Origin of the sequence: Mesorhizobium qingshengii (assembly GCF_900103325.1) — a bacterium.
GTDB classification, from domain to species: domain Bacteria; phylum Pseudomonadota; class Alphaproteobacteria; order Rhizobiales; family Rhizobiaceae; genus Mesorhizobium; species Mesorhizobium qingshengii.
Genome location: NZ_FMXM01000004.1, coordinates 343,558 through 356,596 on the forward strand (window position 1 = coordinate 343,558; position 13,039 = coordinate 356,596).

The window sequence follows — 13,039 nt, forward strand, 5'->3', positions numbered from 1 at the left end:
CATCGTTTGCCGCCCGTCAGTAGGGCAAGCCGACATAGTTCTCGGCAAGCGCCGTCGATGCCGCCTTGGAATGCACGAGATAGTCGAGCTCGGCCTCCTGGATGCGTTGGCCGAATTCGCCAGTGTCGGGAAAGCGGTGCAGCATCGTCGTCATCCACCAGGAAAAGCGCACTGCCTTCCAGACCCGCGCCAGCGCCTTTTGCGAATAGACATCGATGCCGGCGTGCGATTTTTCCACATAGAAGTCGCGCAAGCCGGCGAAGAGATAACGCACGTCGCTGGCGGCAAGGTTGAGACCCTTGGCCCCTGTCGGCGGCACGATGTGGGCGGCATCGCCGACCAGGAAAAGCCGGCCGAAACGCATCGGCTCGGCAACGAAGGAGCGCAGGGGCGCGATCGACTTCTCGAAGGATGGCCCGGTGACGACACTCGCCGCTGTCGGCTCCGGCAAGCGGCGGCGCAACTCGTCCCAGAAGCGGTCGTCCGACCATGCCTCGACGCGGTCGCCCTCGGGGCACTGCACATAGTAGCGGCTGCGGTGCGTCGAGCGCATCGAGCACAGCGCAAAACCCCTCTCATGATTGGCGTAGACCAGTTCATGATCGGCCGGCGGCACTTCGGCCAGCACGCCGAGCCAGCCAAACGGATACTGCCGCTCGAAGGTTTTTAGCGCGCCCTCCGGCACCGATTTGCGGCTGACCCCGTGATAGCCGTCGCAGCCGGCGATGAAGTCGCAGTCGATGCGATGGCTGACGCCATCCTTGTCATAGGTGGCGAAAGGCTCCTCGCTGTCGAAATCGTGCAGTGTGACGTTTGCCGCCTCGTAGACCGTGGTCAGTCCTGCCGCATCGCGCTTGTCCATCAGATCGTGCGTCACTTCGGTCTGGCCATAGACGGTGACATGCCTGCCGCCGGTCAGCGCTGCCAGATCGATGCGATGCAAGCGGCCATCGAAGGCAAGTGAGATGCCCGAATGGGGAAGCCCCTCGGCATGCAGCCTGGTGGCAGCGCCGGCCTCCTCCAGCAACTCGACGGTGCCTTGTTCGAGCACGCCGGCGCGCACGCGGCCAAGCACGTGATCGCGGCTGGCGCGTTCCAGAATGACCGTCTCGACGCCTATGCCGTGGAGCAATTGTCCGAGCAGCAGACCGGACGGTCCCGAACCGATGATAACAACCTGAGTGCGCATCAGTGCCCGAGACTTTCGATCTGCCCGGCCAGTTCGGCGGCAAGGCGCAACGACGCGGCGGTGGCGACAGCCATCTGCGGCAGCAACAGCCACTCCAGCGTCCATGCGGCACCCGAACGCTCCTGCTCATGCACGAGCGCCTGATGCATGCCGGAAAGCTGCGTGGCGTTGAAGCGGGCAAGCGCCACCAGCGCCTCCGCCTTCACCGGGTTCTGCTTGTGTGGCATGGCCGACGAACCGCCGCCGCCCGAGAGTTCGATTTCGGTTCCGCCCAGCGCCATCAGGGCGATATCCTGGCCGAACTTGCCGAGGCTGCCGGTTACCAGCGACAGCCAGCCGCTGAAATCGGCGAGCGCATCGCGCTGGCTCTGCCATTGCGGCGCATCGGCAAGACCAAGCCTGGCGGCAAGGGCCGCGCGCACCGCCGGCCCCTTGTCGTCGAACTTTTCGAGCGTACCGGCGGCACCGCCGAACTGCACGACCAGCAGGCGCCTCGACTGTTCCGGCAATCTTTCCTGGTGCCGTTGCAGCGGCGCCCGCCACGCTCGTACGCGATCCGCCACTTTGATCGGGATCGCAGCTTGCATGCGCGTCACCCCGGCCAGCGCCCTGCCCCCGAAGCGCTCATCGAGCGAAGTGAGCCGTATGATGGTCTCGGTCAGCAGCAGGCCGAGATGTTCGACGACGGATTTCAGCCGAAGCATCAGGCCGGTGTCGATGACATCCTGGCTGGTCGCACCGAAATGCACTTTCTGGCCATGCGGCTCGCCGACCGCCATCCTGATCTGGCGTACGAGTTCCGGCACCATGACCCCGTCCCTGGCGACCGCGGCCCGCAGCAAGGCAGTGTCCGGCCGAAACGAGGATAGGCCCGACACGATCGCTGCCGCCGCATCCTTGCCGATGATGCCGTTTTCGGCCTGCGCTTGCGCCAGCGCGCTTTCAAATGCCAGCGCCGCCTCGATTTCGGCTTCGACAGAAAAATGCCTGCTCGCCTCCTCGTCGCCGAGAAGAGCGGAGAGCAGCGGATGGTCGAAGGGCGATACGGTCATGTCCTGCTCCTCCTGACCATCAGCTGTCGAAGAAGACCGTTTCCTTCTCCCCCTGGAGATGGACATCGAAGACGTAGGTGTCGCCCTTGCGCTCGGCGATCAGGGTCGGCACGCGAACGCGGTGCTCGATGCGCGCCAGGATCGGATCCTCGGCATTGGCCTTTTCCTCGTCGGAAAAATAGAGCCGCGTGTGCAGGCCGAGATTGATGCCACGGGCGACGATCCAGAGCGTGATATGCGGCGCCATCAGGCGGCCATCCCTGAACGGCACCCGGCCAGGCTTGATCGTCTCGAATGTGCACAGGCCGGTTTCCATGTCAGTCGGGCAACGACCCCAGCCGAGGAAATTCGGATCGGCGGCACCGCGCATCTCCGCCGGCGAATTGTAGAGCCCGTCCGCATCCGCCTGCCAGATCTCGATCAGAGCGTCCTTGAGCGTCGTGCCGGTGCCGTCGAGCACCCGGATGCGCAGGCCGATGCGTTCGCCTTTGGTCTTGTCGTTGACCATGGTCGCACCGAGGTCAGTCGCGTAGACGCCGCCGATGCCGCAAAAATTGGGCGTCAGCCCGATATGGACGTAGGGTCCGGCGGTCTGCGAAGGACTTTCCTTCAGCCGGTCGAGCGACTGGACCATCAATTGCCCTCCAGCCTGTTTTCGAACAGCGATGAGCGGCGCCCGCGCAGCACGATGTCGAACTTGTAGGCGCGCGCGTCGAAGGGGATCGTCGCTTGCATGTCGAGCGCGGCGATCAGCGTCTCAACGGCAGCCTTGTCGGGAATGCCGCGCGCGATCGGGCAGTGCCAGATCAGCGGGTCACCCTCGAAATACATCTGCGTGATCAGCCGCTGCGCGAAGCCATGGCCGAAGACCGAGAAATGGATGTGCGAGGGCCGCCAGTCATTCGGCCCGTTCGGCCAGGGATAAGGACCGGGCTTGACGGTACGAAAGGCATAGCCGCCATCCTCGCCGGTGATGGCGCGCCCGCAGCCGCCGAAATTCGGGTCGAGCGGTGCCAGATAGCCGTCCTTCTTATGGCGATAGCGGCCACCGGCATTGGCCTGCCAGAATTCGAGCAGCACGCCTGGCACGCCAGCGCCGCGTTCGTCGAGCACGCGGCCATAGACGATGATGCGCTCGCCGAGCGCGCTCTCGCCGGGCCTGGCGAAATTGTGGATCAGGTCGGCGTCGAGTTCGCCCAGCATGGCATGACCGAAGACCGGGCCTGAGGTCTCCGACAGCGTGTTGTCGAAGGCGACCAGCGCCTTCTGCGGCGAGCGCAGGATAGAAGTCTTGTAGTTCGGCGTCAGCGCCGGCGGATGCCATGTCCGGTCGCGCTGGAAAAAGGCGCCGGTCTCAGGCCTCCGGTTCGAGCCGGATTCAGCGGGCATTCTTGGCTCCGTCCATTTCCGAAAACACGTCCTTGGCGATCTTGAAGGCACGGTTGGCGGCCGGCACGCCGGCATAGATGGCGACATGCAGGAACGCCTCGCAGATATCGTCGCGCGTGGCACCAGTGTTGGCGGTGGCGCGCACATGCAAGGCGACCTCCTCATCATGGCCGAGCGCGGCCAGCAGCGCCAGCGTGACGATCGAACGCTCGCGCCTTGTGAAGCCCGGCCGTGCCCACACGGTTCCCCAGGCTGCCTCGGTGATCAGTTCCTGGAACGGTTGATCGAAATCGGTGGCGGCAACTTCGGCCCGGTCGACATGGCGATCGCCGAGGACGGACCGCCGCACCGCGAGGCCGGCGCGATATCTGGCTGCGTTGCCGGGGACTTCATCCATGGGTTTCTGCTCCAGAGGGAAGCGATGCGATAAACTCGCGGATCAGGGTAACCAGCGCTTGAGGCTGTTCGACGCACGGAATATGCCCGGCGTCGCGGATGATCTCGAAGCGCGCGCCGGGAATGAGAGCGGCCAGCGAGCGGACGAGATCGGAAGGCGTCGAACCGTCCTGATCACCGACGACGCAAACCGTCGGCACCGCGATGCGGCGCGCAGCGTCGGTGAAATCCGCGTCGCGAACCGCTACGCAAGTGCCAATGTAACCGGCAAGCGCTTGCCGGGTCATCATGTTCCAATAGCCGTCCAGCTCGGGCAAACGTGCCGAGTGGAAGGCAGGAGTGAACCACACTTTGAGCACGGCATCGGCAATGGCCTGGATGCCCTTGCTTTCAACCGTCGCGATGCGTGTGTTCCAGCTGTCCGTCGTGCCGATCTTGTGTGCCGTGTCGCAGAGGATCAGCGCCTCGACGTCTTCGGGGCGCCTGGCATAGAACCCCTGCGCAATCAGACCGCCGACCGACAGGCCGCACAACACCACCTTGCCGAGACCGAAGTGATCGATGAGGCCGCTGAGGTCGTCGACATGATCGTCGATCGACCTGATATCGCCGATGTCGGAGAGCCCGTGGCCACGCTTGTCGTAGACCAGCAAGGGCATTTCACCATCAAGTGCCAAGACGACCTCGTCCCAGATCCGGAAGTCGGTGCCGAGCGAATTGATGAACACGATCGGGCGTGCCTTGCTGTTCGCTTCGACGCGACGATGGTGCAGCGTGATGCCGCCGATGGTGACGAATGGCACGATTTCTGTCCTCCATCTCCACATTGCACAAGGCATTTGGTTCGGTAAAATGATATTTTGCGCCGTTTCATTAACTCAGAGGTTATCGAATTCATGTCCGAAGGCCGCATCCGCTTCCGCCACCTGCAGGCATTCCTTGAGGTTGCGCGGCAGGGAAGCGTGGCGAGAGCGGCCGACTTCCTGCATGTCAGCCCGCCGGCGGTGACCAAGACGTTGCGCGAACTGGAAGAGGCGCTCGGCGTGGCGGTGGTCGAACGCGACGGCCGCGGCATCCGGCTGACGCGCATCGGCGAAATCTTCCTTCGCCATGCCGGCACGGCGATCACCGCGCTGAAGCAAGGCGTCGATTCCGTCAGGCAGGACGGCGCGGTCAACCGGCATCCGATCCGCATCGGCGCGTTGCCGACGGTTTCGGCGCGCGTGATGCCGCTCGCCATGAGCCTGTTCCTCAAGGAGAGCACTGGCGCTGCGATCAAGATCGTCACTGGCGAGAACGCGGTGCTGCTCGAGCAGTTGCGTGTCGGAGCGCTCGATCTCGTTGTCGGACGGCTGGCGGCGCCGGAGAACATGACCGGCTTCTTCTTCGAGCACCTCTATTCCGAACAGGTGCTGTTCGTGGTGCGCGCGGAACATCCGCTGCTCGAAGCCGGACAGGACGTGTTCGCACGGCTCGACGAATTCCCGGCGCTGATGCCGACGCGGGAATCTGTCATCCGTCCCTTCGTCGACCGGCTGTTCATCACCAACGGCATGACGGCGCCGGCAACCGAAATCGAAACCGTCTCGGACTCCTTCGGCCGCGCCTTCCTGCGGCAAAGCAATGCGGTCTGGATCATTTCGGCGGGCGTCGTCGCCAATGAGCTCGGCAGCGGCGCCTTCGTCGCCCTGCCGGTCAACACAGAGGAAACCAAGGGACCGGTCGGCCTGACGATGCGAACCGACACGGCGCCCTCGCCTGCTTTCTCCATCCTGCTGCAGACCATCCGCGAAGCGGCAAGGCAAGGCGGCTGACGCGTCCACATATCCGAACAGGCTGTTGTCGTGACCTGAGATTTCCTAACCCATGGGTTAATGAAACACCGCAAAATATCATTTTACCGAACCAAATGCGTGGTGCACTGTGGTGATGGAGGAGCCACAGAGGGAGGAACACATGACCCACGTACTCGGCAGCAGATCCACGATTCCGGGCATTTCGCGACGCCAGTTCATTGCCACCTCGATCGCCGGCGGCACGGCGCTGGCCCTTGGCGGCCGCAACGCCTTTGCCCAGGCCGGCAACACGCTCAAGGTCGGCTTCGTCAGCCCGCGCACCGGGCCGCTGGCCGGCTTCGGCCAGACCGACGGCTACGTGCTCGACCTGGCCCGCAAGGCGCTGGCCGGCGGCCTCGACATAGGCGGCAAGAAATACAGCGTCGAAATCCTCGACCAGGATACGCAATCGGATCCGTCCCGCGCGGGCCAGCTGGCCAAGGACCTGATCAACAACCAGGCTATCGACCTGATGCTGGCGGTCTCGACGCCCGAGGTGATCAATCCGGTTGCCGACGCCTGCGAAGCCGCCGGCGTGCCTTGCCTCTCCACGGTGATGCCGTGGGAAGCCTGGTATTTCGGCCGTGGCGCCAAGCCCGGCGCGCCCTCGCCGTTCAAATGGACCTACCATTTCGGCTTCGGCGTCGGCGAGTTCTTCAAGACCTACATCTCGCAATGGAACCTGATCGAGACCAACAAGAAGGTCGGCGTCATGTATCCGAACGATGCCGACGGCAACGCGATCCGCGCCAATCTGGCGCCGCTGCTGGCCAAGCAAGGTTTCACCATCGTCGATCCCGGCGCCTATGAAACCGGCACCACCGACTATTCCTCGCAGATCGCGCTGTTCAAGCAGGAAGGCGTCGAGATCTTCAACTCCTTCCCGATCCCGCCGGATTTCGCCGCCTTCTGGCGCCAGGCGGCGCAACAGGGCCTGATCAAGCAGATCAAGATCTGCCAGGTCGCCAAGACCGGTCTGTTCCCTTCGGACATCGAGGCGCTCGGCGATCTCGGCATGAAGATTTCGAGCGCCGCCTACTGGCACAAGGCCTTCCCCTACAAGTCGCCACTGACGGGCGTTTCAGGCACCGAGCTGGCCGACGGCTATGAGGCGACGAGCGGCAAGCAGTGGACGCAGCAGCTCGGCGCCTCGATGTCGTTGCTCGACGCCGGCTTCGAAGCGCTGAAGGCAAGCACCGACGCCAAGGACAAGGCGGCGGTCGCCAAGGCGCTGAGCACGCTCAAGACCGAGACGATGATCGGCAAGGTCGACTTCACCAGCGGACCAGTGGCCAATGTCTCGCCCGGCCCGATCATCGGCACGCAATGGGTGGCCGCCAAGGAAGGCAGCAAATTCCCGCTCGACTACGTGGTGACCGAGAACGCCACCGACCCCAAGGTGCCCGTCGAAGCCAAGCTTCTGCCTTACAACGGTTGATGGACCGCTGACGAGGATCGCCTGGTGACCCATCCGCAACAACAGGCGATCCTCGCTGCCGCCGATATCCACAAGCGCTTCGGCGCGCTTGTGGTGCTGGATGCCGTCGACTTCACCATGGAAGCCGACGAGGCGGTCGGTATTGTCGGCCCGAACGGCGCCGGCAAGACCACGCTGCTCAGCGTGCTTTCAGGCGCCTTTCCGCCGAGTTCGGGCACGGTGAGTTTCAAGGGCGGTGACGTGACGACCCTGACGGCGACGCAGCGCTGCCGGCTCGGCCTGGTGCGTACGCACCAGGTGCCGAAACCGTTCAGCGGCATGACCACTTTCGAGAACGTTTTCGTCGCCGCGTCGCATGGCGCCGGCCTCGGCCGCGACGAAGCCTATGAGGAGGCACTTGGCTCGCTGAAATTGTGCGGCATGCTCAGCGTCGCCAACCGGCGCGCCGAGACGCTCGGGCTGCTCGACCGCAAGCGGCTGGAACTGGCCCGGGCGCTCGCTGCAAGACCGACGCTGCTTCTCCTGGACGAGATCGGCGGCGGCTTGACCGATGGCGAAGCCGGCGAGCTTGTCGACACCATCAAGGAATTGCGGCGACGCAAGATCGGCATCGTCTGGATAGAACACATTGTCCACATTCTGCTGCAGGTGGCCGAGCGGCTGATCTGCATGGACGCCGGCAGGATCATCGCCGACGGCGACCCGCAAACGGTGATGGCCGACCCGCAAGTGATCCACGCCTATCTCGGCGGAGGCCCGAAATGAGCCTGCTTTCGGTCGAGAACCTGGTCGTCCGGCATGGCCTGCTGCAGGCGGTGCGCGGCGTCAGCTTCACAATCGAACGCGGCGAGACGCTGGCGCTGGTCGGCGCCAACGGCGCCGGCAAGACGACGCTGCTCAGGGCAATCGCCGGCGCGCATCAGCCGGCGGCCGGCCGTGTGCTAATGGACGGGGCCGATCTCACCGGCGTGCCATCGCACAAACGCGTCGGCATGGGCATCGCGCTGGTGCCGGAGGGGCGAAAGCTGTTCGTCCAGATGACGGTCGAGGAGAACCTTCTGCTCGGCAAGACCGCCGGCCGGCCGGGCGACTGGAGCGTCGACAAGGTGCTCGAGATGTTCCCCAATCTGAAGCCGCGCCGCCATGCCAGGACGGGTCACCTGTCTGGCGGCGAGCAGCAGGCGACGGCGATCGGCCGGGCGCTGATGAGCAATCCGGACGTGCTGCTGCTCGACGAGGTTTCGCTCGGCCTGTCGCCGCTGATCGTCGACCGTGTCTATGCCGCACTGCAGGGCCTGATCAGCTCGGGTACGACGATCATCCTGGTCGAGCAGGACCTCAACCGGGCGCTCGCGGTATCCGACAGGGTCATCTGCATGCTCGAAGGCCGCGTTGCGCTTGAAGGGTCGAGCAAGACGGTTTCGCGCGACGAGGTGACCAAGGCCTATTTCGGCCTGCACAGGAAAAGCTCCGGGAGCGTTCCCGCATGAGCAACCAGATCATCCAGGGCATCCTGCTTGGCGGCTACTATGCGCTGATCGCTTGCGGCCTGTCCTTCATGTTTTCGGTGATGCGCATCATCAACCTCGCCCATGGCAGCCTGGCCGTGTTCGCCGCCTATGCGCTGTGGCTGCTGGCCTCGCGGTTCCATGTCTCGCCATTTGTCGGCCTGCTCATCGTGCTGCCATTGATGGCGGTGATCGGCTGGACGCTGCAGCGCTTCCTGCTCGAACGCAGCGCGCGCGGCGGCGCACTGCTGCCGATCCTGACCACGTTCGGCCTCGCCATCGTCATCGACAATCTGCTGTTCGAGCAGTTTGGCGCCGATACGCGTTCGCTGGCGCCCTATATCGGCAGCCTCTCCTATGATTCCTGGGAGTGGCCGGGCAGCATCTATGTCGGCAAGCTCGCCGTGATCATGTTCGCCACCGCCGTGGTCCTGCTTGGCGGGCTGCAGCTATTCCTGACCCACACCCGGCTCGGGCGCTCGATCCGCGCCACTTCGGAGGATCCCGATACAGCCGGCCTGGTCGGCGTCGACGCGCGCTGCGCCAACGCCATCGCCGCGGCAATAGCCATGGTGACGGTCGGCCTTGCCGGCGCCTTCCTCGGCATGCGCGCCACCTTCGATCCCTATGCCGGCGCGCCACAATTGTTGTTCGCCTTCGAAGCCGCGGTGATCGGTGGCGCCGGTTCGTTGTGGGGAACGCTGATCGGCGGCATCGTGCTGGCGCTTGCGCAGACGCTTGGCGCACAGGTGCATCCGCAAGGTTTTCTGATCGGTGGCCATGCGGTGTTCCTTGTCGTGCTGTTCGTGCGGCTTTCGACATCCGGCCTTGGCCTGCGCGGCCTGCTGCGCCTGCCCTCCCGGAGCGCGTCATGAGCGCCTCGACCTCGCCTGTCATCGAGCGCGGCACAGCGACATCGCGGATCGCCGCGGTGGCGGTCGCCGTCATCATCGCGCTGCTGGCAATCGCGCCGCAATTCCTGTCGGCCGGCGCGGTCGACCGGATGACCGCGCTGTTCATCTATGTGATCCTGGCGGCGATGTGGAACGCGCTGGCCGGCTTTGGCGGGCTGGTGTCTGTCGGCCAGCAGGTGTTCTTCGGGCTCGGCGCCTACTTCGCCATCCGGCTGGCCGATGCCGGCCTCAACCCCTTCGCCTCGCTTTTCGTTTCGGCGATCGTCGTCGGCGTGGTGTCGGTACCGCTGTCGCTGTTCATGCTGCGGCTGAGAAACGGCGAATTCGCCATCGGCATGTGGGTGATCGCGGCATTGACGCATCTGCTGGTCAATCTCGACCGGCTGGTGCAGGGCGAAACCGGCACCTCGCTGATCTCGCTCAACGTCTACGATGCCGGCACCAGACGGATGACGATCTACTGGCTGGCGCTGGCGTCGATGACCGCGCTGCTCGCCATGCTGTTTGGCCTGCTGCGCGGCAGCACCGGTGCCGCGATCCGCGCCATCCGGGACAATGAGGATGCCGCCGCGTCGGTCGGCGTGCGCGTCACCGGCACCAAGCGGCTGCTGTTCGTGCTTGCCGCCTTCGGCATCGGCATCGCCGGCGCGCTGTGGCTGGCGACCTCCATCACCTTCCAGCCGAAAACCTATTTCAACGTCCAGTGGACCGCCTACATGATCTTCATGGTGCTGGTCGGCGGCATCGGCACCTTCGAAGGCGCCATTCTAGGCGCGCTGGTGTTCTTCCTAATCGAGACCTGGTTCGGTGGCGCCGGCGTCTGGTACCTGATCGGGCTTGGCGCCACCGCCGTGCTGTTCTCGCTTTTCCTGCCGCGCGGCCTGTGGGGGACGGTCGAGGAGCGTTTTGGCCTGCGCCTGCTGCCGGTCGGCTACCGCGTCAGGCTGCCGGGCAATCCGACAGCTCCGGCCGACGATGGCACCGCGCCCTCGCCGCGACAAACCACCCAGCATCAGGAGAAGGCATGACCATGCTTTTCGGCAAGACGATCCTCATCACCGGTGTCGCCTCCGGCATCGGCGCCCGCACGGCGGAACTCGCCGGCCAGCTCGGCGCCGACGTGATCGGTGTCGATATCCGTGAGCCGGCCGGACCGGTTGGCAGCTTCGTCAAGGCCGACATCTCGTCGAAGGCCGGCGTCGACGATCTCGTCGCAAGCCTGCCGCAACGCATCGACGCGCTCTGCAACGTCGCCGGCCTCTCCGGCAACACCGGAGCGGCGTCGACGCTGGCCGTCAACTTCTTCGGGCTGCGGGCGCTATCGGAAGGCCTGGCGCCAAAGCTTCGCGAAGGCGGCGCCATCGTCAACGTCGCCTCGATCGCCGGCTATGGCTGGCGCGCCAATCTCAATCGTGCCGCTTCCATGGCCGGCATCGAGGGTTTCCCTGATATCGCCAAGGTGATCGCCGACCACGCGGTCAAGAACGAGGAAGGCTATCCGGTCTCGAAGGAACTGCTGCTGCTTTGGACTTTCCGTGCCGCGCATCAGGACCTGTTCAAGAACCGTGGCATCCGCGTCAATGCGGTGAGCCCGGGGCCGGTCGAAACGCCGATCCTGAAACAGTTCCGCAGCGTGCTCGGCGACGCGCGCGTCGACAGCGACATTGCCAGGGTCGGGCGCGCCGGCACATCGGGCGACGTCGCGCCGGTGGTGCTATTCCTGTGCTCGGACGGCGCGCGCTGGGTCAATGGCGCAAACGTGCCGGTCGATGGCGGCCTCGAGGCCTCGATCAACGCCGAAGTGCTTGGTTTCTAGAACACGAATGAAGACGCTCGCGAGAGCAATGGAGACAGTCATGGATATCGGACTTCTGATCGACGGCGATAAAAGGGATGCGTCCGGCTCGGCCTCCTACGAACGCTTGGACCCGTTCACCGGCAGGCTGGCGACACGCGCCGCCGCGGCCAGCATCGCCGACGCCAACGCCGCGGTCGACGCCGCGGCGGCGGCCTTTCCGGCATGGTCAAAGACCGGGCCTGGCGAGCGCCGCGCCTTGCTGTCCAAGGCCGCAGACGTGATGGCCTCGAAGGTCGGCGAGTTCACCAGGCTGATGATGGAAGAAACCGGGGCTACCGGCCCCTGGGCCGGCTTCAACGTCATGCTGGCGGCCAACATGCTGCGCGAGGCGGCGGCGATGACGACGCAGATCTCGGGCGAGATCATTCCCTCCGACAAGCCGGGAACGCTCGCCATGGCGATCCGCCAGCCGGCCGGCGTGTGCCTCGGCATCGCGCCATGGAACGCACCCGTCATTCTCGGCACCCGCGCCGTGGCGATGCCGATCGCCTGCGGCAACACCGTCGTGCTCAAAGCATCCGAGATGTGTCCCGGCACGCACCGGCTGATCGGCCAGGTGCTGGTCGAGGCCGGCCTGCCCAAGGGCGTCATCAATGTCGTCACCAACGATCCGAAGGACGCCGCCGGCATCGTCGAGGCGCTGGTCGCGCATCCCTCGGTCAAGCGCGTCAACTTCACCGGCTCGACCAAGGTCGGCAGGATCATCGCCGAACTCGCCGGACGGCACCTGAAGCCGGCGCTGCTCGAACTCGGCGGCAAGGCGCCATTGCTGGTGCTGGATGATGCCGACATCGATGCGGCGGTGAATGCCGCGACCTTCGGCGCCTTCATGCATCAAGGCCAGATCTGCATGTCGACCGAGCGCCTGATCGTCGATGAAAAGATCGCCGACGAATTCGTTTCCAAGCTGGCTGCGCGCGCATCAAAACTGCCGGCAGGCGACCCGCGCGGCCATGTCGTGCTGGGCTCGCTGATCAGCAGCCAGGCCGCCGACAAGATGGAGGAACTCATCACTGATGCCGTCAGCAAGGGCGCGAAGCTCGTCGCGGGCGGCAAGCGCAGCGGCACCGTCGTCGAAGCGACATTGCTCGACCACGTGACGCCGGCGATGCGCGTCTACGCCGAAGAGTCCTTCGGACCGGTCAAGCCGGTGATCCGGGTGAAGGGCGAGGATGAAGCCGTTCGGGTCGCCAACGACACCGAATACGGCCTGTCGTCAGCCGTGTTCAGCCGCGACATCAAGCGCGCCATGGCGGTCGCCGCGCGCATCGAGGCCGGCATCTGCCACATCAACGGCCCGACCGTCGGCGACGAGGCACAGATGCCGTTCGGTGGCGTCAAGGGTTCGGGCTATGGCCGCTTCGGCGGCAAGGCGTCGATCGCCGAATTCACCGACCTGCGCTGGGTGACGATCGAGGATCCGGGCCAGCACTACCCGTTCTGACCGGCCTGGCATGGGG

14 protein-coding genes are annotated in these 13,039 nt (G+C 65.0%); 8 read left to right on the forward strand and 6 right to left on the reverse strand.

All coding sequences use genetic code 11. From position 1 onward, the window contains the following. Positions 1–16: 16 nt before the first annotated feature. From pobA to pcaD, 6 genes are read right to left on the reverse strand one after another with little or no spacing between them, the layout of a single operon-like run. Complete coding sequence (gene pobA, locus BLS48_RS08410; protein ID WP_091576681.1) at positions 17–1,189, reverse strand: 4-hydroxybenzoate 3-monooxygenase; 1,173 nt, start codon at positions 1,187–1,189, stop codon at positions 17–19. Beyond that, positions 1,189–2,241, reverse strand: a complete 1,053-nt coding sequence (locus BLS48_RS08415; RefSeq protein WP_091576682.1) for a 3-carboxy-cis,cis-muconate cycloisomerase — start codon at positions 2,239–2,241, stop codon at positions 1,189–1,191. Before BLS48_RS08415 ends, pobA begins: the two co-directional genes overlap by 1 nt. Positions 2,242–2,260: 19 nt before the next feature. Continuing rightward, on the reverse strand, positions 2,261–2,875 hold the full coding sequence (pcaG, locus tag BLS48_RS08420) for a protocatechuate 3,4-dioxygenase subunit alpha (RefSeq protein WP_091576684.1): 615 nt from the start codon (positions 2,873–2,875) through the stop codon (positions 2,261–2,263). Continuing rightward, positions 2,875–3,630, reverse strand: a complete 756-nt coding sequence (gene pcaH / locus BLS48_RS08425) for a protocatechuate 3,4-dioxygenase subunit beta (protein WP_091576686.1) — start codon at positions 3,628–3,630, stop codon at positions 2,875–2,877. Before pcaH ends, pcaG begins: the two co-directional genes overlap by 1 nt. Further along, the gene (pcaC, locus tag BLS48_RS08430) at positions 3,620–4,027 is read right to left on the reverse strand and encodes a 4-carboxymuconolactone decarboxylase (RefSeq protein ID WP_091576688.1); all 408 of its coding nucleotides are present in this window, start codon (positions 4,025–4,027) and stop codon (positions 3,620–3,622) included. The genes pcaH and pcaC overlap by 11 nt, the downstream gene beginning before the upstream one ends. After that, positions 4,020–4,829 carry a 3-oxoadipate enol-lactonase gene (gene pcaD / locus BLS48_RS08435; RefSeq protein ID WP_091576690.1) on the reverse strand — a complete coding sequence of 270 codons (810 nt, stop codon included), beginning with the start codon at positions 4,827–4,829 and terminating at the stop codon, positions 4,020–4,022. The genes pcaC and pcaD overlap by 8 nt, the downstream gene beginning before the upstream one ends. A gap of 93 nt (positions 4,830–4,922) precedes the next feature. Between pcaD and pcaQ the strand changes: the two genes are divergently transcribed. From pcaQ to BLS48_RS08475, 8 genes are all read left to right on the forward strand, one after another. Further along, a complete protein-coding gene (pcaQ, locus tag BLS48_RS08440; RefSeq protein ID WP_091576692.1) occupies positions 4,923–5,840 on the forward strand; it encodes a pca operon transcription factor PcaQ in 918 nt (305 codons plus the stop codon). A gap of 142 nt (positions 5,841–5,982) precedes the next feature. Further along, positions 5,983–7,299 (forward strand): ABC transporter substrate-binding protein, encoded by a 1,317-nt coding sequence (locus BLS48_RS08445; RefSeq protein ID WP_091576913.1) that lies wholly within the window; start codon positions 5,983–5,985, stop codon positions 7,297–7,299. A gap of 21 nt (positions 7,300–7,320) precedes the next feature. Continuing rightward, positions 7,321–8,064, forward strand: a complete 744-nt coding sequence (locus BLS48_RS08450) for an ABC transporter ATP-binding protein (RefSeq protein ID WP_091576693.1) — start codon at positions 7,321–7,323, stop codon at positions 8,062–8,064. After that, on the forward strand, positions 8,061–8,789 hold the full coding sequence (locus tag BLS48_RS08455; RefSeq protein WP_091576695.1) for an ABC transporter ATP-binding protein: 729 nt from the start codon (positions 8,061–8,063) through the stop codon (positions 8,787–8,789). The genes BLS48_RS08450 and BLS48_RS08455 overlap by 4 nt, the downstream gene beginning before the upstream one ends. Further along, positions 8,786–9,682, forward strand: coding sequence for a branched-chain amino acid ABC transporter permease (locus BLS48_RS08460; protein ID WP_091576697.1), 897 nt, complete (start codon positions 8,786–8,788; stop codon positions 9,680–9,682). The genes BLS48_RS08455 and BLS48_RS08460 overlap by 4 nt, the downstream gene beginning before the upstream one ends. Continuing rightward, positions 9,679–10,749: a branched-chain amino acid ABC transporter permease gene (locus BLS48_RS08465; RefSeq protein WP_091576699.1), complete on the forward strand. Its 1,071-nt coding sequence runs from the start codon at positions 9,679–9,681 to the stop codon at positions 10,747–10,749. Before BLS48_RS08460 ends, BLS48_RS08465 begins: the two co-directional genes overlap by 4 nt. Positions 10,750–10,751: 2 nt before the next feature. Next, positions 10,752–11,537 carry a coniferyl-alcohol dehydrogenase gene (locus BLS48_RS08470; protein ID WP_091576915.1) on the forward strand — a complete coding sequence of 262 codons (786 nt, stop codon included), beginning with the start codon at positions 10,752–10,754 and terminating at the stop codon, positions 11,535–11,537. Between the two features lie 40 nt (positions 11,538–11,577). Next, on the forward strand, positions 11,578–13,023 hold the full coding sequence (locus tag BLS48_RS08475) for an aldehyde dehydrogenase (protein ID WP_091576701.1): 1,446 nt from the start codon (positions 11,578–11,580) through the stop codon (positions 13,021–13,023). The last annotated feature ends 16 nt before the right edge of the window (positions 13,024–13,039 follow it).

What these genes read in the sequence shown, in the direction of transcription:
- pobA (WP_091576681.1), bottom strand. Translation starts at nt 1,189, where the DNA reads ATGCGCACTCAGGTTGTTATCATCGGTTCGGGACCGTCCGGTCTGCTG.
- BLS48_RS08415 (WP_091576682.1), bottom strand. Translation starts at nt 2,241, where the DNA reads ATGACCGTATCGCCCTTCGACCATCCGCTGCTCTCCGCTCTTCTCGGC.
- pcaG (WP_091576684.1), bottom strand. Translation starts at nt 2,875, where the DNA reads ATGGTCCAGTCGCTCGACCGGCTGAAGGAAAGTCCTTCGCAGACCGCC.
- pcaH (WP_091576686.1), bottom strand. Translation starts at nt 3,630, where the DNA reads ATGCCCGCTGAATCCGGCTCGAACCGGAGGCCTGAGACCGGCGCCTTT.
- pcaC (WP_091576688.1), bottom strand. Translation starts at nt 4,027, where the DNA reads ATGGATGAAGTCCCCGGCAACGCAGCCAGATATCGCGCCGGCCTCGCG.
- pcaQ (WP_091576692.1), top strand. Translation starts at nt 4,923, where the DNA reads ATGTCCGAAGGCCGCATCCGCTTCCGCCACCTGCAGGCATTCCTTGAG.
- BLS48_RS08445 (WP_091576913.1), top strand. Translation starts at nt 5,983, where the DNA reads ATGACCCACGTACTCGGCAGCAGATCCACGATTCCGGGCATTTCGCGA.
- BLS48_RS08455 (WP_091576695.1), top strand. Translation starts at nt 8,061, where the DNA reads ATGAGCCTGCTTTCGGTCGAGAACCTGGTCGTCCGGCATGGCCTGCTG.
- BLS48_RS08460 (WP_091576697.1), top strand. Translation starts at nt 8,786, where the DNA reads ATGAGCAACCAGATCATCCAGGGCATCCTGCTTGGCGGCTACTATGCG.
- BLS48_RS08465 (WP_091576699.1), top strand. Translation starts at nt 9,679, where the DNA reads ATGAGCGCCTCGACCTCGCCTGTCATCGAGCGCGGCACAGCGACATCG.
- BLS48_RS08470 (WP_091576915.1), top strand. Translation starts at nt 10,752, where the DNA reads ATGCTTTTCGGCAAGACGATCCTCATCACCGGTGTCGCCTCCGGCATC.
- BLS48_RS08475 (WP_091576701.1), top strand. Translation starts at nt 11,578, where the DNA reads ATGGATATCGGACTTCTGATCGACGGCGATAAAAGGGATGCGTCCGGC.